Annotated in this window: 16 protein-coding genes; 14 read left to right on the top strand and 2 right to left on the bottom strand. The window is 71.1% G+C overall.

Going from position 1 to position 19,117, the window contains the following annotated elements:
* Nucleotides 1–81 precede the first annotated feature (81 nt).
* The 9 genes from ftsW (at nucleotide 82) to ACFTZC_RS37000 (ending at nucleotide 8,902) form a co-directional block, all read left to right on the top strand.
* Nucleotides 82–1,521, top strand: coding sequence for a putative lipid II flippase FtsW (gene ftsW, locus ACFTZC_RS36960; RefSeq protein ID WP_382897740.1), 1,440 nt, complete (start codon nucleotides 82–84; stop codon nucleotides 1,519–1,521).
* A gap of 6 nt (nucleotides 1,522–1,527) precedes the next feature.
* Nucleotides 1,528–2,622, top strand: a complete 1,095-nt coding sequence (murG, locus tag ACFTZC_RS36965; protein ID WP_382897741.1) for an undecaprenyldiphospho-muramoylpentapeptide beta-N-acetylglucosaminyltransferase — start codon at nucleotides 1,528–1,530, stop codon at nucleotides 2,620–2,622.
* 21 nt (nucleotides 2,623–2,643) lie between these two features.
* On the top strand, nucleotides 2,644–3,435 hold the full coding sequence (locus ACFTZC_RS36970; RefSeq protein ID WP_382897743.1) for a cell division protein FtsQ/DivIB: 792 nt from the start codon (nucleotides 2,644–2,646) through the stop codon (nucleotides 3,433–3,435).
* A gap of 276 nt (nucleotides 3,436–3,711) precedes the next feature.
* A complete protein-coding gene (gene ftsZ / locus ACFTZC_RS36975; protein WP_382897746.1) occupies nucleotides 3,712–4,923 on the top strand; it encodes a cell division protein FtsZ in 1,212 nt (403 codons plus the stop codon).
* Between the two features lie 27 nt (nucleotides 4,924–4,950).
* Nucleotides 4,951–5,658, top strand: a complete 708-nt coding sequence (pgeF, locus tag ACFTZC_RS36980) for a peptidoglycan editing factor PgeF (RefSeq protein WP_382897849.1) — start codon at nucleotides 4,951–4,953, stop codon at nucleotides 5,656–5,658.
* 41 nt (nucleotides 5,659–5,699) lie between these two features.
* Nucleotides 5,700–6,446 carry a YggS family pyridoxal phosphate-dependent enzyme gene (locus ACFTZC_RS36985; RefSeq protein ID WP_382897749.1) on the top strand — a complete coding sequence of 249 codons (747 nt, stop codon included), beginning with the start codon at nucleotides 5,700–5,702 and terminating at the stop codon, nucleotides 6,444–6,446.
* A 124-nt stretch (nucleotides 6,447–6,570) separates the two neighbouring features.
* Nucleotides 6,571–7,182 carry a cell division protein SepF gene (locus ACFTZC_RS36990; RefSeq protein ID WP_382897751.1) on the top strand — a complete coding sequence of 204 codons (612 nt, stop codon included), beginning with the start codon at nucleotides 6,571–6,573 and terminating at the stop codon, nucleotides 7,180–7,182.
* Between the two features lie 93 nt (nucleotides 7,183–7,275).
* On the top strand, nucleotides 7,276–7,572 hold the full coding sequence (locus ACFTZC_RS36995) for a YggT family protein (RefSeq protein ID WP_329826038.1): 297 nt from the start codon (nucleotides 7,276–7,278) through the stop codon (nucleotides 7,570–7,572).
* Nucleotides 7,573–7,621: 49 nt separating this feature from the next.
* Entirely contained in the window at nucleotides 7,622–8,902 is a 1,281-nt protein-coding gene (locus tag ACFTZC_RS37000; RefSeq protein ID WP_382897753.1) for a DivIVA domain-containing protein, read from the top strand.
* Between the two features lie 278 nt (nucleotides 8,903–9,180).
* Here ACFTZC_RS37000 and ileS read toward each other — a convergent pair whose 3' ends face one another.
* Complete coding sequence (ileS, locus tag ACFTZC_RS37005; RefSeq protein ID WP_382897756.1) at nucleotides 9,181–12,351, bottom strand: isoleucine--tRNA ligase; 3,171 nt, start codon at nucleotides 12,349–12,351, stop codon at nucleotides 9,181–9,183.
* Nucleotides 12,352–12,965: 614 nt separating this feature from the next.
* Between ileS and ACFTZC_RS37010 the strand changes: the two genes are divergently transcribed.
* The 5 genes from ACFTZC_RS37010 (at nucleotide 12,966) to ACFTZC_RS37030 (ending at nucleotide 17,887) form a co-directional block, all read left to right on the top strand.
* On the top strand, nucleotides 12,966–13,880 hold the full coding sequence (locus ACFTZC_RS37010; protein ID WP_382897759.1) for a TraR/DksA family transcriptional regulator: 915 nt from the start codon (nucleotides 12,966–12,968) through the stop codon (nucleotides 13,878–13,880).
* Between the two features lie 180 nt (nucleotides 13,881–14,060).
* On the top strand, nucleotides 14,061–14,645 hold the full coding sequence (gene lspA, locus ACFTZC_RS37015) for a signal peptidase II (protein WP_382897762.1): 585 nt from the start codon (nucleotides 14,061–14,063) through the stop codon (nucleotides 14,643–14,645).
* Nucleotides 14,646–14,721: 76 nt separating this feature from the next.
* On the top strand, nucleotides 14,722–15,663 hold the full coding sequence (locus tag ACFTZC_RS37020) for an RluA family pseudouridine synthase (RefSeq protein ID WP_365806583.1): 942 nt from the start codon (nucleotides 14,722–14,724) through the stop codon (nucleotides 15,661–15,663).
* Nucleotides 15,660–16,139 (top strand): GNAT family N-acetyltransferase, encoded by a 480-nt coding sequence (locus ACFTZC_RS37025; RefSeq protein WP_382897765.1) that lies wholly within the window; start codon nucleotides 15,660–15,662, stop codon nucleotides 16,137–16,139. The genes ACFTZC_RS37020 and ACFTZC_RS37025 overlap by 4 nt, the downstream gene beginning before the upstream one ends.
* Nucleotides 16,140–16,300: 161 nt before the next feature.
* Nucleotides 16,301–17,887, top strand: coding sequence for a Na+/H+ antiporter (locus tag ACFTZC_RS37030; RefSeq protein ID WP_382897768.1), 1,587 nt, complete (start codon nucleotides 16,301–16,303; stop codon nucleotides 17,885–17,887).
* Between the two features lie 101 nt (nucleotides 17,888–17,988).
* On the opposite strand, the gene ACFTZC_RS37035 is transcribed toward ACFTZC_RS37030, so the two are convergent.
* Nucleotides 17,989–19,110, bottom strand: coding sequence for a mechanosensitive ion channel family protein (locus ACFTZC_RS37035; protein ID WP_382897852.1), 1,122 nt, complete (start codon nucleotides 19,108–19,110; stop codon nucleotides 17,989–17,991).
* Nucleotides 19,111–19,117 lie beyond the last annotated feature (7 nt).

Raw genomic sequence — 19,117 nt, forward strand, 5'->3', positions numbered from 1 at the left:
CACGCCCCGGCCCGCCGAACGCCGCGACATCCGCGACAGCCGTGACGGCCGCGCCAGGCACGACTGGAGGGGACAGCGACGATGCCCGCCGACGACATCGCGGACCGGGAACGCGGACCCGCGGCGATCCGCTGGGGCCTCGGGGGCCTGCCCGCGCTCGGCGGAGCCATCGCGCTCCGCGGCAGGGCGCCGGGCGCCGCCGTACGCAGGCCGCCCGCGGCCCGGCGCGGGGGCAGGGGAGCCAAGACCCCCCGCCCGCCCCGCTCCGCCCGCACCAGGCGCTTCTACGAGCGGCTGCGGCGGGCCTGGGACCGGCCGCTCACCGCGTACTACGTGATCCTCGGCAGCGGCCTGCTGATCACCGTGCTGGGCCTGGTGATGGTCTATTCCGCGTCGATGATCTACGCACTCCAGAACTCGCTGCCCGCGACCTACTTCTTCCGCAAACAGTTCCTCGCGGTGATCCTCGGCGCCGGGCTGCTGTACGCCGCCTCACGGATGCCCGTCAAACTGCACCGCGCCCTCTCGTACCCCATGCTGGTCACCACCGTCTTCCTGATGGTGCTGGTCCAGGTCCCCGGGATAGGGCGGTCCGTCAACGGCAACCAGAACTGGATCTACTTCGGCGGCCCGTTCCAGCTCCAGCCCAGCGAGTTCGCCAAGCTCGCCCTCGTCCTGTGGGGCGCCGACCTGCTCGCCCGCAAGAACGACAAACGGCTGCTCACCCAGTGGAAACATCTCCTGGTGCCCCTGGTCCCCGGCGGCTTCCTGCTGCTCGGACTGATCATGCTCGGCGGCGACATGGGCACCGCGATCATCCTCACGGCGATCCTCTTCGGGCTGCTCTGGCTGGCCGGCGCCCCCACCCGGCTCTTCGCCGGGGTCCTCGGGGTCGCCGCGCTGATCGGCGTCATGCTCATCCAGACCAGCCAGAACCGGCTCGACCGGTTCGGCTGCATCGCCGCGAAGGACCTGGGGCCCGAGGGCGAGTGCTGGCAGGCCGTCCACGGAATCTACGCCCTCGCCTCCGGCGGATGGTTCGGTTCCGGCCTCGGCGCGAGTGTGGAAAAGTGGGGTCAACTGCCCGAACCGCACACCGACTTCATTTTCGCCATCACCGGGGAGGAACTGGGGCTGGCGGGGACGCTGTCGGTACTCGCACTGTTCGCGGCTCTAGGCTATGCGGGTATTCGCGTGGCCGGACGCACGGAGGAACCCTTCGTGAGGTACGCCGCGGGAGGCGTGACCACCTGGATCACGGTGCAGGCCGTGATCAACATCGGTGCGGTGCTCGGCCTGCTGCCGATCGCCGGAGTCCCGCTCCCGCTGTTCTCCTACGGAGGGTCGGCCCTGTTGCCGGCGATGTTCGCGGTCGGGCTGCTGATCGCGTTCGCACGGGAGGATCCCGGCGCGAAGGCGGCCCTGGCCGTCCGGCAGCCTGTCTTCGGCAGGAAGCGGGCCGGGGTGAGTTGGAAGACGATGAGACGGCGCGTCAAGAAGCGTCCGTCCGGAGAGCGGTGAATTTCGGTGCATGTCGTACTCGCCGGTGGGGGGACCGCCGGCCACATCGAGCCCGCGCTCGCCCTCGCGGATGCCCTGCGCAGGCAGGACCCCACCGTGGGGATCACGGCCCTCGGCACGGAGCGCGGGCTGGAGACCAGGCTCGTACCCGAGCGCGGGTACGAGCTCGGGCTCATCCCCGCCGTACCGCTGCCGCGCAAGCCCACCCCCGAACTGATCACCGTCCCGGGGCGGCTGCGCGGCACGATCAAGGCGGCCGAGCAGATCCTGGAGCGCACCAAGGCGGACTGCGTCGTCGGCTTCGGCGGCTATGTCGCCCTGCCCGGCTATCTCGCCGCCAAGCGGCTCGGGGTGCCGATCATCGTCCACGAGGCCAACGCCAGGCCCGGACTGGCCAACAAGATCGGCTCGCGGTACGCGGCCGCGGTGGCCGTCTCCACGCCCGACAGCAAGCTGCGTGACGCCCGCTACATCGGCATCCCGCTGCGCCGCACCATCGCCACCCTGGACCGCGCCCGGGTGCGCCCCGAGGCCCGTGCCGCCTTCGGGCTCGACCCCAACCTGCCGACGCTGCTGGTCTCCGGCGGCTCGCAGGGCGCGCGCAGGCTCAACGAGGTGGTCCAGCAGATCGCCCCCGTGCTCCAGCGCTCCGGGATCCAGATCCTGCACGCGGTCGGCCCGAAGAACGAAATGCCGCGTGTGGACAACATGCCCGGTATGCCGCCCTACATCCCGGTACCGTATGTCGACCGGATGGACCTCGCGTACGCCGCGGCCGACATGATGCTCTGCCGCGCGGGCGCGATGACCGTCGCCGAACTCTCCGCCGTCGGTCTGCCCGCCGCGTACGTCCCGCTGCCCATCGGCAACGGTGAACAGCGGCTCAACGCGCAGCCGGTGGTGAAGGCCGGCGGCGGACTGCTGGTCGACGACGCGGAGCTGACGCCCGAGTGGGTCCAGAGCCAGGTGCTTCCCGTGCTCGCCGATCCGCACCGGCTGTTCGAGATGTCGCGCGCGGCGGCCGAGTTCGGTCGCCGGGACGCCGACGACCTGCTCGTCGGCATGGTGTACGAGGCGATCGCCGCACGCCGGAGGGCGTAGGCGCAGGCAGGAGGCAGCAGCGTGGCCGGACCGACGACCGCCGAGCGCGGCGCACGACCGAAGCCGGTCTCCGGCCACCCCGGTGAGGGGGGCGGGGGCGGCCGGTTCCGGCTGCCGCGCCCCCGGCTGCTGATCGCGGTGACCGCCGCGGCCGTGCTGACCGGCGCGGCGCTCTGGGCGCTCTACGGCTCCCAGTGGCTCCGCGTCGGGACGGTGACCACGTCCGGCACCGAGGTGCTCTCCCGTGCCGAGGTCGAGTCGGTGGCGGCGGTGCCCCTCGGGGAGCCGCTGGTCTCCGTCGACACGGACGCGGTGGAGTCACGGCTGCTGCGGAAACTGCCCCGAATCGACTCCGTCGACGTCGGCCGGTCATGGCCGGACGGAATCAGTCTGAAAGTGATCGAGAGAAAGCCCGCCCTGCTCATTGAAAAGGGCGCAAAGTTCATCGAAATGGACGCCGAAGGTGTCCGTTTCGCCACGGTCGAGAAGGCGCCCCGCGGCGTTCCGCTGCTGAAAATGACGGTCGGTCAATCGGCCGGTTCCGGTCGCTTCGGCACCGACCGGCTGATGCTCGAAGCGGTGGCCGTCCGGAGCGAACTCCCCGGCGCGGTAGCCAGGGAGACCAGGGCCCTCAGGGTCCGATCATACGATTCCGTCCTCCTGGAGCTGACCGGCGGACGTACGGTGATGTGGGGAAGCGGGGAGGACGGGCCGGCCAAGGCGCGTGCGCTCACCGCCCTCATGAAAGCGGTCCCCAAGGCGGGGCACTTCGATGTGAGCGCACCCACGGCGCCTGCCGCGTCCGGGAGTTGACGGGCATATGTGCTGGCCAGCACCCTGGTTGGTCAGCGCTATGGGTGATCACATAGGGTGAAAAGAAAAACGGGAGGTTCGGCGTGTTCGTTGAACGCGCGCCACTTGTCGACTTAGTGTCCTGTCCGGAAGAGTCCATGAAGCGGACACACTGGTAACCCTGAACTTCAACGTGAGGGTTTGGGTCGGCGATTCGGACCGTCCCATCGGCATCAGTCGTCACGGCGCCACATCAGCTCCGTGACGACACGTAACTCGAGGCGAGAGGCCTTCGACGTGGCAGCACCGCAGAACTACCTCGCAGTCATCAAGGTCATCGGTGTCGGCGGCGGTGGTGTCAATGCCATCAACCGAATGATCGAGGTCGGTCTCAAGGGCGTCGAGTTCATCGCGATCAACACGGACGCGCAAGCCCTGTTGATGAGCGACGCCGACGTCAAGCTCGACGTCGGCAGGGAACTCACCCGTGGCCTCGGCGCCGGCGCCAACCCGGCGGTCGGCCGCAAGGCGGCGGAGGACCACCGCGAGGAGATCGAGGAGGTCCTCAAGGGGGCCGACATGGTCTTCGTCACCGCGGGCGAGGGGGGCGGCACCGGCACTGGCGGCGCACCCGTCGTGGCCAACATCGCGCGCTCGCTCGGCGCCCTCACGATCGGTGTGGTCACCCGCCCGTTCACCTTCGAGGGCCGGCGCCGCGCCAACCAGGCGGAGGACGGCATCGCCGAGCTCCGCGAAGAGGTCGACACCCTCATCGTCATCCCCAACGACCGGCTGCTGTCCATCTCGGACCGCCAGGTCAGCGTGCTCGACGCGTTCAAGTCCGCGGACCAGGTACTGCTGTCGGGTGTCCAGGGCATCACCGACCTCATCACCACCCCCGGGCTGATCAACCTGGACTTCGCCGACGTGAAGTCCGTGATGTCCGAGGCCGGCTCGGCGCTCATGGGCATCGGCTCCGCCCGGGGCGACGACCGCGCGGTGGCCGCGGCGGAGATGGCGATCTCCTCGCCGCTCCTGGAGGCGTCCATCGACGGCGCCCGCGGCGTCCTGCTCTCCATCTCCGGCGGCTCCGACCTCGGTCTCTTCGAGATCAACGAGGCCGCGCAGCTGGTCAGCGAGGCGGCCCACCCCGAGGCCAACATCATCTTCGGCGCGGTCATCGACGACGCCCTGGGCGACGAGGTACGGGTCACCGTCATCGCGGCCGGCTTCGACGGCGGACAGCCGCCGACCCGGCGCGAGACCGTGCTCGGCGCGGGCTCCGGCAAGCGCGACGAACCGCAGGCCCCGGCCCGCCCGGCCGAGACCGGCCGCCCCGCGGGCGGACTCGGTACGGTGCCGCCGCGCGAGGAGAGCCAGATCCGGGTCGACCCGGCCCCGGTCGGCGAGAAGCCGCTCTCGACGGTCAACCAGCCGCAGGTCCCGCCGGCCCGTCCGTACCCGGACAGCCAGGCCGAGGAGCTGGATGTCCCGGACTTCTTGAAGTGACCTGAAGTGATACGACAGTACGAAGAACTGAGCGGCGCGCACTTCGCCTTCACCGACCGGTGGGGCGGGGTGAGCGCCGCTCCGTTCGGTGAGCTCAACCTCGGCGGCGCGGTCGGTGACGACCCCGTCGCCGTACGTGCCAACCGCGACCTCGCGGCGAAGTCCCTGGAGATCGACCCCGCGCGGGTCGTCTGGATGAACCAGGTGCACGGCCGCGATGTCGCCGTCACCGAAGGGCCGTGGACGGACGGTGACATCCCGGCCGTCGACGCGGTCGTCACCGTACGGCGCGGCCTCGCCCTCGCCGTACTCACCGCGGACTGCGTCCCCGTCCTGCTGGCCGACCCGGTCGCCGGCGTCGCCGCCGCCGCTCACGCGGGGCGCCCCGGTCTGGTCGCGGGCGTCGTGCCCGCCGCCGTCGAGGCGATGGTCTCGCTCGGCGCCCGGCCGGACCGGATCACCGCCCGTACCGGACCCGCCGTCTGCGGCCGCTGCTACGAGGTCCCCGCGACGATGCGGGACGATGTCGCCGCCGTCGTACCGGAGGCCGGGGCCGAGACCAGTTGGGGAACCCCGTCCGTCGACGTGGTCGGCGGTGTGCACGCACAACTCGCCTCCCTCGGCGTCCTGGACCTGCGGCGCTCGGAGGTCTGCACCCGTGAGTCGAACGACCACTACTCGTACCGCCGGGACCGCACGACCGGCCGGCTCGCCGGCTATGTCTGGCTGGCATGATGGACGGGGCGGACATGCGGGACGAGCGGGATGCACGGGGCATGCGGGACGAGCAGGACGATCAGGACACGGCGAGACGGAAGTCCGAACTCGCCGCGAATCTCGCGACGGTGGAGCGGCGGATCGCCGCGGCCTGCGCCGCCGCGGGTCGCAAGCGGGAGGAGGTGACCCTCATCGTGGTCACCAAGACCTACCCCGCGAGCGATGTCCGGCTGCTCCATGAACTCGGGGTGCGGCAGGTCGCGGAGAACCGGGACCAGGACGCCGCCCCCAAGGCGGCCGCTTGTGAAGATTTGTCGTTGACCTGGCATTTTGTGGGTCAATTGCAGACGAACAAGGTCCGTTCCGTAGCCAGTTACGCCGATGTGGTGCAATCTGTCGACCGCGCCAAGCTCGTCTCCGCACTCTCCGCCGCGGCGGTACGCACGGAGCGTGAGGTCGGCTGCCTGCTTCAGGTCGCCCTCGACGCCGAGTCCGGTGAGCGCGGGGCGCGGGGTGGTGTGGCGCCCGACGGGATCGAGGAGTTGGCCGCCGCGGTGGCCGGTGCGCCGGGGTTGCGGCTCGACGGTCTGATGACCGTGGCGCCGCTCGCCGGCCGGTACGCGGGCCGGCAACGGGCCGCGTTCGACCGGTTGCTGGAATTGGCATCCCGCCTGCGCGCGGACCATCCGGCTGCGAACATGGTCTCCGCGGGGATGAGTGCGGACCTTGAGGACGCGGTAGCGGCGGGAGCGACACATGTACGCGTCGGTACGGCGGTACTCGGAGTCCGACCTCGGCTCGGGTAACGTCGCGAAGCGAGTCGGACCACAGCAGAAAATATGGTCATTTCCGCCGAAAGGCGGTCAGACCCAGTGGATCGAGGGCACTTGGTGACGAGGCCGATCCACCACAGAGCGGAGGACCCAGAGCATGGCCGGCGCGATGCGCAAGATGGCGGTCTACCTCGGCCTCGTGGAGGACGATGGGTACGACGGCCGGGGCTTCGACCCCGACGATGATTTCGAACCCGAGCCGGAGCCGGAACGCGAGCACCGGCGTCACCAGCCCGTACACCAGCCCGAGCGGGAAGAGCCCGTGCGCGTGGCCCAACCGCCCGCGCAGCGCGACCGCGAGCCGGTTTCGCTCGCGGCGGACAGTGGACGTCCGGCCCGAATCGCCCCCGTGGCATCCATCACACCTGAACGTCCCAGCCTGGAGAAGAACGCACCTGTGATCATGCCCAAGGTCGTGTCCGAGCGGGAGCCCTACCGCATCACCACGCTGCACCCGAGGACCTACAACGAGGCCCGTACCATCGGGGAACACTTCCGCGAGGGCACTCCGGTGATCATGAACCTCACGGAGATGGACGACACGGACGCGAAGCGACTTGTCGACTTTGCCGCGGGACTCGTCTTCGGTCTCCATGGCAGCATTGAGCGGGTGACGCAGAAGGTGTTCCTGCTCTCTCCTGCTAACGTCGATGTCACGGCGGAGGACAAGGCCCGCATCGCAGAGGGCGGATTCTTCAACCAGAGCTAGAACACAGCACCGGGAACGACCCGGTCGCACGGCGGGAACGGCCCGCCGACGCGACCGGAATCAGAGTGAGCCAGGGGAGAGGGAAGCAGCGGGATGGGCATCGCACTACAGGTGGTCTACATCGCGCTGATGTGCTTCCTCATCGTGCTGATTTTCCGGTTGGTCATGGATTACGTCTTCCAGTTCGCGCGCTCATGGCAGCCAGGCAAGGCGATGGTGGTCATTCTGGAGGCCACCTACACTGTCACCGATCCACCGCTCAAGCTTCTGCGGCGGTTCATCCCGCCGCTGCGTCTCGGGGGCGTGGCACTCGACCTGTCCTTCTTCGTTCTGATGATCATCGTTTACATCCTCATCACGGTTGTCAGCAACCTTGCGAGGGGAATGTGAACGAAACGGTCTTGCCGACTGCCGACGACTACGTAGAGGTGAAGAAGAGATGCCGTTGACCCCCGAGGACGTGCGGAACAAGCAGTTCACAACCGTCCGCCTCCGAGAAGGCTACGACGAGGACGAGGTCGATGCCTTTCTCGACGAGGTCGAGGCCGAACTGACCCGCCTGCTCCGCGAGAACGAGGACCTGCGCGCCAAGCTGGCCGCGGCGACGCGTGCCGCCGCGCAGAACCAGCAGCAGCAGTCCATGCGCAAGCCGCCCGAGCAGCAGGACCGACCCGGGGCTCCGGTGCCCGCCGCCATATCCGGACCGCCGCAACAGCAGCAGCCCCCGCAGATGGGCCCGCCCCAACTGCCCGGTGGCGCACCGCAGCTTCCCGCGGGCCCGAGCGCCCACGGCCAGGGGCCGCAGGGCCAGCAGCAGCACGGCCCCGGCCCGATGGGCCAGGGTGGCCCGATGCAGCAGGGCGGACCCATGGGCCAGGGCGGTCCGATGGGTCAGGGTGGTCCCGGTCCCATGCAGCAGCAGGGCGGACCCATGCAGGGTGGCCCGATGCAGCAGGGCGGACCTATGGGCCAGGGTGGCCCGATGGGTCAGGGTGGTCCCGGTCCCATGCAGCAGCAGGGCGGACCCATGGGCGGTCCGATGGGCGGCCCCATGGGCGGCCACGGTCCGCAGATGGGCCAGCCCGGTCAGGGCCCCGGCGGCGACAGCGCCGCACGCGTGCTCTCCCTCGCCCAGCAGACCGCCGACCAGGCGATCGCCGAGGCGCGTTCCGAGGCCAACAAGATCGTGGGCGAGGCCCGTAGCCGTGCCGAGGGCCTGGAGCGCGACGCGCGCGCCAAGGCGGACGCGCTGGAGCGGGACGCGCAGGAGAAGCACCGCGTGGCGATGGGCTCCCTGGAGTCCGCGCGCGCGACGCTGGAGCGCAAGGTCGAGGACCTGCGCGGCTTCGAGCGCGAGTACCGTACGCGGCTGAAGTCCTACCTGGAGAGCCAGCTCCGGCAGTTGGAGACCCAGGCGGACGACTCGCTGGCCCCGCCGCGCACCCCGGCGGCCGCCTCGCTGCCGCCGTCGCCCTCGATGGCTCCGGCCGGCGCGGGCGCGATGGGCCACAGCATGGGCGGCAGCCCGTCCATGGGCGGTCCCTCGATGGGGGGCCCCTCGATGGGCGCGCCGTCACCGGGTCCGTCGTACGGCGGGCAGCAGCAGATGTCGCCCGCGATGACGCAGCCGATGGCGCCGGTACGGCCGCAGGCGCCGCAGCCGATGCAGCAGGCGCCGTCGCCGATGCGCGGGTTCCTGATCGACGAGGACGACAACTGACGGGTTCGCGCGTGAGGTACGCGCAGCCGTCGGCAGGCTGAAAAGGGCTGGGCCCGGGACACATGTCCCGGGCCCAGCCCTTTTGCGTGGCCCCGCCTGGTGCGGGGTGCGGTGGTGCGGGGTGGCGGGGTGCGGGTAGGGGCCGCTGCGCGGGGCATTCCCCTACCCGCCCCTTCCCGAACCGGGGCTCCGCCCCGGGCCCCGGGCCCCGGTCCTCAAGCGCCGGACGGGCTTGAGAGGGGCCCGGGACGGGGCTGGAAGGGACAGCCCTTGAGCGGTTACACCTTGCGGAGGCGGAACGTGAGGGACAGGCCCTCGTCCTCGAACGGGGTGCCGTACGTGGCGTCCGCGTCGCCCGGGGCGAAGTCCGTCGCCAGGACCTCGTCCGCGATCAGCGGGGTGTGCGCCGTCAGCGCCTCGGTCGTCGCGTCGTCCGTCGCCGTCCAGCGCACCGTGATCCGGTCCGCCACGTCCAGGCCGCTGTTCTTGCGGGCCTCCTGGATCAGGCGGATCGCGTCCCGCGCCAGGCCCGCCAGGCGCAGCTCCGGGGTGATCTCCAGGTCGAGGGCGACCGTCGCGCCGGAGTCGGAGGCCACCGACCAGCCCTCACGCGGGGTCTCCGTGATGATCACCTCGTCCGGGGCGAGCGAGACGCTCTCGCCGTCCACCGTCACCGACGCCGTACCGTCGCGCAGCGCCGCGGACAGGGCGGCCGCGTCCGCCTCGGCGACCGCCTTCGCCACGGCCTGGACGCCCTTGCCGAAGCGCTTGCCCAGCGCGCGGAAGTTCGCCTTCGCCGTCGTGTCGACCAGCGAGCCGCCCACCTCGGAGAGCGTCGCCAGCGCGGAGACGTTCAGCTCCTCGGTGATCTGGGCGCGCAGTTCCGGCGAGAGCGCCTCGAAGCCCGTGGCCGCGATCAGGGCGCGCGACAGCGGCTGGCGGGTCTTCACCCCCGACTCGGCCCGTGTCGCGCGGCCCAGCTCCACCAGCCGCCGTACCAGCGCCATCTGGCGGGAGAGCGTCGGGTCGATCACCGACAGGTCCGCCTCCGGCCAGGTCGCCAGGTGCACCGACTCGGGCGCGTCCGGGGCGACCGGTACGACCATGTCCTGCCAGACCCGCTCCGTGATGAACGGGGTCAGCGGGGCCATCAGCCGCGTCACCGTCTCGACCACGTCGTGCAGCGTGCGCAGCGCGGCCTTGTCGCCCTGCCAGAAGCGGCGGCGCGAGCGGCGTACGTACCAGTTCGACAGGTCGTCGACGAAGGCCGAGAGCAGCTTGCCGGCCCGCTGGGTGTCGTACGCGTCGAGCGCCTGCGTGGTCTGGTCGACCAGCGCGTGCAGCTCGCTCAGCAGCCAGCGGTCGAGCAGCGGCCGGTCGGCCGGGGCCGGGTCGGCTGCGCTCGGCGCCCAGTCGGACGTACGGGCGTACAGCGCCTGGAAGGCGACCGTGTTCCAGTACGTGAGGAGGGTCTTCCGCACGACCTCCTGGATCGTGCCGTGCCCCACGCGCCGGGCCGACCAGGGGGAGCCGCCGGCCGCCATGAACCAGCGCACCGCGTCCGCGCCGTGCTGCTCCATGAGCGGGATCGGCTGGAGGATGTTGCCCAGGTGCTTGGACATCTTCCTGCCGTCCTCGGCGAGGATGTGGCCGAGGCAGACGACGTTCTCGTAACTCGACTTGTCGAAGACGAGCGTGCCGACGGCCATCAGCGTGTAGAACCAGCCGCGCGTCTGGTCGATGGCCTCCGAGATGAACTGCGCCGGGTAGCGCTTCTCGAAGAGGTCCTTGTTTTTGTACGGGTAGCCCCACTGCGCGAACGGCATGGAACCCGAGTCGTACCAGGCGTCGATGACCTCGGGGACGCGGACGGCGGTCAGCTCGCAGCCGTCCTGCGGGCAGGTGAAGGTCACCGCGTCGATGAAGGGGCGGTGCGGGTCGAGCCCGCTCTGGTCGGTGCCGGTCAGCTCCGTCAGCTCGGCGCGCGAGCCCACGCACGTGTGGTGGCCGTCCTCGCAGCGCCAGATCGGCAGCGGGGTGCCCCAGTAGCGGTTGCGGGAGAGCGCCCAGTCGACGTTGTTGTTCAGCCAGTCGCCGTACCGGCCGTGCTTGACCGAGTCGGGGAACCAGTTCGTCCGCTCGTTCTCCTCCAGGAGGCGGTCCTTGACGGCCGTCGTACGGATGTACCAGGACGGCTGCGCGTAGTAGAGGAGCGCGGTGTGGCAGCGCCAGCAGTGCGGGTAGCTGTGCTCGTACGGCACGTGGCGGAAGAGCCGGCCGCGCTCCTTGAGGTCCGCCGTCAGCACCTCGTCGGCCTTCTTGAAGAAGACGCCGCCGACCAGCGGGAGACCCGCCTCGAACGTGCCGTCGGGGCGGACCGGGTTGACGACCGGGAGGCCGTACGAGCGGCAGACCGCGAGGTCGTCCTCACCGAAGGCGGGGGACTGGTGGACCAGGCCCGTGCCGTCCTCCGTGGTCACGTACGCGGCGTTGACGACGTAGTGCGCCTCCTCGGGGAACTCCACGAGGGTGAAGGGGCGGTCGTACGTCCACCGCTCCATGTCGCGGCCCGTGAAGGACGCGCCGGTGGTCTCCCACCCCTCGCCCAGGGCCTTGCCGACCAGGGCCTCGGCGACGACGAGCCGCTCCGTGCCGTCCGTCGCGACGACGTACCGGACGTCGGGGTGCGCGGCGACCGCGGTGTTCGAGACCAGCGTCCAGGGGGTCGTCGTCCAGACCAGCAGGGACGCCTCGCCGGCGAGCGGGCCCGAGGTGAGCGGGAAGCGGACGAAGACCGAGGGGTCGACGACCGTCTCGTACCCCTGCGCCAGCTCGTGGTCGGAGAGCCCGGTCTGGTCGCGCGGGCACCAGGGCGCGACCCGGTAGTCCTGGACCAGCAGGCCCTTGCCGAAGATCTCCTTGAGGGACCACCAGACGGAGTCGATGTACTCCGGGTTCATGGTCCGGTACGCGTTGTCGAGATCCGTCCAGAACCCCATGCGGGTCGTCAGCTCGGCGAACGCGTCGGTGTGCCGGGTGACGGACTCGCGGCACTTGGCGTTGAACTCGGCGATGCCGTACGCCTCGATGTCCTGCTTGCCGGTGAAGCCGAGCTCCTTCTCGACGGCGAGCTCCACGGGCAGGCCGTGGCAGTCCCAGCCGGCCTTGCGGGCGACGTGGTAGCCGCGCATGGTGCGGAAGCGCGGGAAGACGTCCTTGAAGACGCGGGCCTCGATGTGGTGCGCGCCCGGCATGCCGTTGGCGGTGGGCGGGCCCTCGTAGAAGACCCACTCGGGGCGGCCCTCGGACTCTTCGAGGCTCTTTTCGAAGACCTTGTTCTCGCGCCACAGGTCGAGTACGGCGTGCTCCAGCGCGGGCAGGTCGACCTGGGCGGGCACCTGGCGGTACCGGGGGCCGGTCGCGGTCGTCGGCGCGGGTTCTGGTGTCATCGGGGGCTTCCTCCGGCGGATCTGCGGCGTCTCCGTCGAAGGGACGAGAGCTGGGCTCCCGCGGTACCACCCTTCTTGGCCCCGGGCGTCGCCGCCCGTGGCCCCCTCATTGGGGTCGCGCTGCCGGTTCTACTCGCCCCGGGGTGACCTGGGCTTTCTTCCGGCGGCTCCGGGGTGATGCTTCACGTCGCGCTCTGCCCCCGGGCTCGCACCGTCCCCGGGTCGCTCATGGCCGCGTACGACGCTACTCGTCCCCATCCACGCCTCTCGCTGAACCCAGTGTACGGGGCGGCGCCCGGCCCGGCCGACCGGTTTTAGGGCGGTCCTGGCGGGGGAGCGCGCGCCCGGGAGGGTGCCGGTGGGACCGGGGAGCGGAGGGCGCCGTACGGCCGAGCGTATGACCCGAATGGTTATACCGGCGCCCGCGTACGGCGTGGCGCGCGAGGCGGCGGATTACCGGGCGGGGAGCTGGGCACAACGCAGGGAGGCCGGTGTTCTCACGCCATGGGGAGGGGCCGGAGAGGCGGCGTGCCCCGTTGCCGCGGGGCTGGTGTCGATTTATCGTCCCAGCACGATTCGCGAGCAAGATCGCGCTATGTGAAGGGGCCGCGGCCATGGTGGCGAAGAAGACCGCCGCGAAGGAAACGACCGTGGCGGAACCCGCGGCGGCGAAGAAGGCGGCAGCGAAGAAGACGACCGCGAAGAAGGCGGTGGCCGGGAAAGCGGCCACGAAGAAGGCGCCGGCCAAGAAGGCGGCGGCAGGGAAGCAGGTGGCCAAGAAGGCCACCGCCAGGAAGGCCGCGGCGAAGAAGGCAACGGCTGGGAAGGCCGCGGCTGCGAAGGCCGCGGCTGGGAAGGCGACGGCGAAGAGCGCACCGGACACGAAGGCGCCGGCGAAGAAGGCTCCGAGCGGGAAAGCGGCGACCGGCAGGACGGCCGCGAAGAAGGTCCCCGCGAAGAAGGCGCCGGCGAGCAAGGCACCTGCGAAGCAGGCCGCGTCCGCGGCCGAGGGGGCGGCCCAGGCCGCGGAACAGACGGGAGCCAGAACGGTGGGAGCTAAGAAGACCGCGGGCGGCGGAGGACCGGCCGGCGCCACAGCGGTGTCCACGGCCCAGGCCGACGCGTCGGCGCCCGGGGAACTCGCGGTACGGCCCGGTGAGGACCCCTGGACCCCGGAGGAGGTCGCCGAGGCGCGTACCGGTCTGGAGAGCGAGATCGCCCGGCTGACCGCCGAGATCACCGCGTCGGAGGCCGCGCTGGCCGGGCTGATGCGGGACTCCGGGGACGGAGCCGGTGACGACGACGCGGACACCGGTACGAAGAACATCACGCGGGAGCACGAGATGTCGCTCGCCGCCAACGCCCGCGAGATGCTGGAGCAGACCGAACGGGCGCTGCTGCGGCTCGACGCGGGCACCTACGGCCTCTGCGAGGTCTGCGGCAAGCCGATCGGCAAGGCCAGGATGCAGGCGTTCCCCCGGGCCACCCTCTGCGTGGAGGACAAGCAGAAGCAGGAACGGCGGGGCTAGGCCCTGACCCACACCACAGGTCCTGATGCACACGACAGGTCCTGGGGCCGACGGACCCGCGCCCCCGGGGCCGGGTGCCGACCGGGCGGCCGGTGCGCAGGTACGGGGACGGGGGTACCGGTGTGACGTACCCTCGTCCTCAGTCAGGTACCCAGTACTCCAGCAGGTTGAGGGACTCACGTGGCAGAGGCGGAGCGCAGCATCGGTACGCCGTCCGTTGGCGAAGACAGCGACAACGGGAACGACGGCGAGACCGCGGCCACGGCCGAGCAGCCGAAGGGCAAGCGCAAGATCGCCGCGCTCTTCACGGTCGCGCTCCTGGCGTACCTGTTGGACCTCGGGACCAAGATGCTGGTGGTGGCCAAGCTGGAGCACCACGAGCCGATCGAGGTCATCGGCGATCTGCTGAAGTTCGAGGCGATCAGGAACGCGGGCGCCGCCTTCGGCATCGGTGAGGCGTTCACCGTCATCTTCACGATCATCGCGGCGACGGTGATCGTGGTGATCGCCCGGCTGGCGCGCAAGCTCTACAGCCTGCCGTGGGCGATCGCGCTCGGGCTGCTGCTCGGCGGCGCGCTCGGCAACCTCACCGACCGGATCTTCCGCTCGCCCGGGGTCTTCCAGGGCGCCGTGGTGGACTTCATCGCGCCCGCGCACTTCGCGGTCTTCAACCTCGCCGACTCCGCGATCGTCTGCGGCGGCATCCTGATCGTGCTGCTCTCCTTCCGGGGGCTCGACCCCGACGGGACCGTGCACAAGGACTGAGGGGGACCGCGCGCCGGGACCGGTGGCCGGAGGGCACGCGGTCGGGGCTGTCGCAGCCACAAGGCATACTCGACAGGTGAGCTTTCCCGAGATCAGAACCCTGCCCGTGCCCGACGGCCTGGAGGGCGAGCGCGTCGACGCCGCCATAGCCCGCATGTTCGGCTTCTCCCGTACGAAGGCGGCCGAGCTGGCCGCCTCCGGGAAGGTCCAGGTCGACGGCGCCGTGGTCGGGAAGTCCGAACGTGTGAACGGCGGGGCCTGGCTGGAGGTCGAGATGCCCGCGGCCCCCGCGCCCGTGCAGATCGTCGCCGAGCCCGTCGAGGGCATGGAGATCGTGCACGACGACGAGGACATCGTCGTCATCGTCAAGCCGGTCGGTGTCGCCGCGCACCCCAGCCCCGGCTGGTCCGGCACGACCGTCATCGGCGGTCTGGCCGCCGCCGGCTACCGCATCTCGACCTCCGGCGCGGCCGAGCGCCAGGGCATCGTGCACCGGCTGGACGTCGGGACCTCCGGGCTGATGGTCGTCGCCAAGTCGGAGCGCGCGTACACCCTGCTCAAGGCGCAGTTCAAGGAGCGCGTCGTCGACAAGCGCTACCACGCGCTGGTGCAGGGGCACCCGGACCCGATGAGCGGCACGATCGACGCGCCCATCGGCCGCCATCCGAACCACGACTACAAGTGGGCCGTCACCGCCGAGGGCAAGCCGTCGGTCACGCACTACGACCTGATCGAGGCGTTCCGGTCCGCCTCGCTGCTCGACATCAAGCTGGAGACGGGCCGTACGCACCAGATCCGGGTGCACATGTCCGCCCACCGCCACCCCTGCGTGGGCGACCTGACCTACGGCGCCGACCCCACCCTCGCCAAGCGGCTCGGACTGACCCGGCAGTGGCTGCACGCCGTACGCCTCGGCTTCGAGCACCCGTCGGACGGGCGCTGGGTCGAGTACGCGAGCACCTATCCCGCCGACCTCCAGGGCGCGCTGGACAAGGTCAGGGCGGAGAGCAACGCGTGACCGCGCCCGGCTACGCACTGCGGGTCGCGACGGAGCCCGCGGACATCGAGGCGTGCTTCGCGGTCCGCAAGGAGGTCTTCGTCGTCGAGCAGCGGGTGCCCGAGGAGCTGGAGTACGACGGCCGGGACGGCGACGCGGTCCAGGTGCTTGCCGTACGGGACGACGGGGTGCCGCTGGGCACCGGACGGCTGCTGTACGGGCCCGGCGCGGCCGACCGTACCGGCGGCGATGCGGACACCGGCTCCCTGGGGCGGCTCGCGGTCCGCGCCACGGCCCGCGGCCTCGGCATCGGCGCGGCGCTCGTGCGGGCCATCGAGGACGCGGCGCGGGAGCGCGGCCTCCGGGTGGTCGACCTGCACGCGCAGTCGCACGCGCTGGGCTTCTACGAACGGCTCGGATACGAGGCGTACGGCCCGGAATTCCCGGACGCGGGCATTCCGCACCGCTCCATGCGCCGGGTCCTGCGGCGGTTCTGAGGCGGCTCCGGGGCGGTGAGGTCCCGGCGGGCCGGTCGGCCGGGGACCGGGCGGTCGCACCCCCTGACCTGGGGCGTACGGGGCTCATGGCAGGCTTGGAGCCTTGATCACCCTTGTCCGCCGCCAAGGCTTTCGAGGCTTTCGACCACCGGAGGGCCCCCGTGGACCAGTTGGCACTGCTGATCGTCCTGCTGCTCGGGGCGGTGCTCACCGTTCCGCTCGGCGACAAGCTGGGGCTGCCGTCGCCGGTGCTGATGACGATCGTCGGGGTCGTCCTGGCGCTGCTCCCGTTCGTACCGAATGTGCAGGTGCCACCGGACTTCATCCTTCCGCTCCTGCTGCCGCCGCTGCTGTACGCCGCCGTACAGCGCACCTCCTGGCGGCAGTTCACGGCGAATCTGCGGCCCATCTTCCTGCTGGCGGTCGCGCTGGTCTTCGTCACCACGGCGGCCGTGGCCGCGGTGGCCAACTCGGTGGTGCCCGGCCTGCCGATCGCCGCCGCGGTCGCGCTCGGCGCGCTGGTCGCCCCGCCCGACCCGGTGGCGGCGACCGCCGTGGCCGGATCGCTCGGGCTGCCCCGGCGGCTCGTCTCCATCCTGGAGGGCGAGGGTCTCTTCAACGACGTCACGGCGATCGTGCTCTACCACGTGGCGATCGCGGCCGCCGTCAGCGGGACCTTCTCCTGGCCGGGCGCCGTCGGCTCCCTGGTCCTCTCCGCGGTGGTTGCCGTGGTGGTGGGGCTCGCGCTCGGCTGGCTCACCAACAAACTGATGTCGCTGCTCGGCGACGCGACCCTCCAGATCGGTCTGTCGCTGCTGGTGCCGTTCGTCAGCTACGTTCTGGCGGAGGAGCTGCACGGCTCCGGCGTGCTCGCGGTGCTCACCACCGCGCTCTTCCTCGCCACCCACACGGCGGACGCCGACGACGTCATGGGACGGCTGGCGGGCAACTCCTTCTGGCAGGTCGTCGACACGCTGGTGACCGGGGTGGCCTTCGGTCTCATCGGCCTTGAGCTGCACAACGCGTTCGGCGCGGCCGAGGGCCGGACGTCGGAGATGCTGGGCTGGGGCGCGGCGGTGGTCGGGGTCGTCGTGTTCGTACGGCTGCTGTGGCTGCTGCCCGCGACCTGGCTGGCCAAGCGGATGCACAAGATCCGGGACTACGACGAGGAGATCCCGACCAGCTGGCGCGAGACCGTCGTCATGTGGTGGGCCGGGATGCGCGGGGTGGCCTCGGTCGCCCTGGCGCTCGCGATCCCGCTGGAGACCGACGACGGGCAGCCCTTCCCGGGGCGCGAGGAGATCATCTTCATCGCGTTCGCGGTCATCATGGCGACCCTCGTCGTCCAGGGGCTGACCCTGCCCTGGCTGGTGAAGCGGCTCGGGGTGCGGGCGGACTCGCAGGCGGAGCACGAGCTGGAGCACGCCCTCGCGCTCCGCGCGGCCAAGGCGGCCAAGAGCCGGCTGAAGGAGATCGAGGGCGTCGAGGAGCTGCCGGAGGACATCAGCGAACGGCTGCTGCGCTCGGCCTACGACATCGGGCTGCGGATCAGCCCCGACCTGGCGGACGACGAGCGCCGCGAGTGGGCGGCGCAGCGCGTCGCGCGAGGCCGGACCATGCTGCGCATCCAGCGCGAGATGATGTCGGCGGCCCGCCACGAGGTCCTCTCGGCCCGTAACGAGCCGGGCGCGGACCCGGAGATCGTCGACCGGGTCCTGCGCCACCTCGACGTACGCAGCATGCACTGACGGGCCCGGAAACGCGGGACCGGGGGATCGTGGGACTGGGGGATCGCTGGACCGCGGACCGCGGGACCGCGGCATCAGGGAGCCCCGGTCCCGCGGGTCCGTCAGCCGCGGCCGGTGTCGGCCTCCCGGCCCGCGTCGGTCTCCTCCCCGGGCTCCCTGGTCGCGGGGACCCGGCTCCGGGCGGCCGACGGCGTGGCGACCTCGCCCACGATCCTCGGCAGGGCGTACGGGTGGTGCGCGGCCAGCCAGGCCACCATCTGCTCCCGTACGGCGCAGCGTACCTTCCAGATGTCGTCCGCGTCCTTGGCCGTGACCACCGCGCGCACCTCGATCGTGGTCGGGGTGGTGTCCGTGACGGCCAGGCTCCAGTCCCGGCCGTCCCACGCCGGGCACTCCGCGAGGATCTCCTGGACCTTCTCGCGCATCAGCGGCACCGGCGCGGAGTGGTCGAGCTGGAAGAAGACCGTGCCCGTCATCTGGACCCCGCCGCGCGACCAGTTCTCGAAGGGCTTGCTGGTGAAGTACGAGACGGGCATGGTGATGCGCCGCTCGTCCCAGGTCCGTACGGCGAGGAAGGTGAGCGTGACCTCCTCGACCACGCCCCACTCGCCGTCGACCACCACGGTGTCGCCGATGCGCACCATGTCGCCGAAGGCGATCTGGAACCCGGCGAAGAGATTGCTGAGCGTGGACTGGGCGGCGACACCGGCGACGATGCCGATGATGCCCGCGGAGGCCAGCATCGAGGTGCCGATGCTGCGCAGGTCGGGGAAGGTCAGCAGCATCGCGGCGACCGCGACCACCACGACCACGGCGATGATGATCCGCATCATCAGCGTGACCTGCGTACGGACCCGGCGCACCCGGGCCGGGTCGCGGGTCGTGGACGCGTAGCGGGCGTACGACGACTCGACGATCACGGAGACGACCCGTACGACCAGCCAGGCGCCCGATGCGATTATCACCAGGGAGAGTGCCCGGCCGATGTCGGTGTGGTAGTCCTCGATGAGCTGCCAGCCGGTCTCGCGGTACGTGCCGCGCAGCAGGGCGGTCAGCAGCAGCACCTGCAGCGGTACCCCGCAGCGCCGCAGCAGGCCCCACAGCGGGGTCTCGGGGTGGCGGTCGTCCGCGCGGCGCAGCAGCAGGTCCACCGCCCAGCCGAGCGCCAGGGTGAGCAGGACCGTGCCGCCGAGCACGATCAGCGGGCGCAGTGCGTTCTCCATCATTCTC

It is taken from the genome of Streptomyces sp. NPDC056987 (assembly GCF_042673865.1).
In the GTDB taxonomy this organism is placed as follows: Bacteria; Actinomycetota; Actinomycetes; order Streptomycetales; family Streptomycetaceae; genus Streptomyces.

Coding starts and splice junctions, on each gene's coding strand:
- ftsW (WP_382897740.1), top strand. CDS start 82: ATGCCCGCCGACGACATCGCGGACCGGGAACGCGGACCCGCGGCGATC.
- ACFTZC_RS36985 (WP_382897749.1), top strand. CDS start 5,700: ATGCGGGACGAGCAGGACGATCAGGACACGGCGAGACGGAAGTCCGAA.
- ACFTZC_RS36990 (WP_382897751.1), top strand. CDS start 6,571: ATGGCCGGCGCGATGCGCAAGATGGCGGTCTACCTCGGCCTCGTGGAG.
- ACFTZC_RS36995 (WP_329826038.1), top strand. CDS start 7,276: ATGGGCATCGCACTACAGGTGGTCTACATCGCGCTGATGTGCTTCCTC.
- ACFTZC_RS37000 (WP_382897753.1), top strand. CDS start 7,622: ATGCCGTTGACCCCCGAGGACGTGCGGAACAAGCAGTTCACAACCGTC.
- ileS (WP_382897756.1), bottom strand. CDS start 12,351: ATGACACCAGAACCCGCGCCGACGACCGCGACCGGCCCCCGGTACCGC.
- ACFTZC_RS37010 (WP_382897759.1), top strand. CDS start 12,966: ATGGTGGCGAAGAAGACCGCCGCGAAGGAAACGACCGTGGCGGAACCC.
- ACFTZC_RS37035 (WP_382897852.1), bottom strand. CDS start 19,110: ATGGAGAACGCACTGCGCCCGCTGATCGTGCTCGGCGGCACGGTCCTG.